Here is a 365-nt window from a genome sequence, read left to right on the forward strand (position 1 = left end):
GATTATCACCAGTCCTAAATAGTATAGAGCCAATTATATATTTAAACGTTACTTAGTATATAAAAAAAGAGTAGAAACCTTGATATATCAAGAATTCTACTCTTAAAACATTAAAAATGTTTCTATTTCAGTACCGGCGGCCGGGATCGAACCGGCACTCCATCAGCTGGAACGGGATTTTGAGTCCCGCGCGTCTGCCAATTCCGCCACGCCGGCATAATATGGAGCGGAAGATAGGATTTACACCTATACCTCATTCCGGGAAGGAACGTGTTCTAAGAGTTGAACTACTCCCGCATAAAATAAAAAATGGAGCGGAAAATAGGATTTACACCTATACCTCGTTCCGGGAAGGAACGTGTTCT

General features: G+C 41.4%; 2 tRNA genes. Both read right to left on the bottom strand.

Features of this window, described 5'->3' with window-relative positions:
* Nucleotides 1–131 precede the first annotated feature (131 nt).
* A tRNA-Leu gene (locus HMPREF2846_RS08525) sits at nucleotides 132–216 on the bottom strand.
* A gap of 6 nt (nucleotides 217–222) precedes the next feature.
* Nucleotides 223–297: transfer RNA gene (locus HMPREF2846_RS14420), tRNA-Gly, on the bottom strand.
* Between the last annotated feature and the right edge of the window lie 68 nt (nucleotides 298–365).

The sequence above is a fragment of the Staphylococcus sp. HMSC056G08 genome (genome assembly GCF_001812305.1).
Taxonomy (GTDB): Bacteria; Bacillota; Bacilli; order Staphylococcales; family Staphylococcaceae; genus Staphylococcus; species Staphylococcus simulans.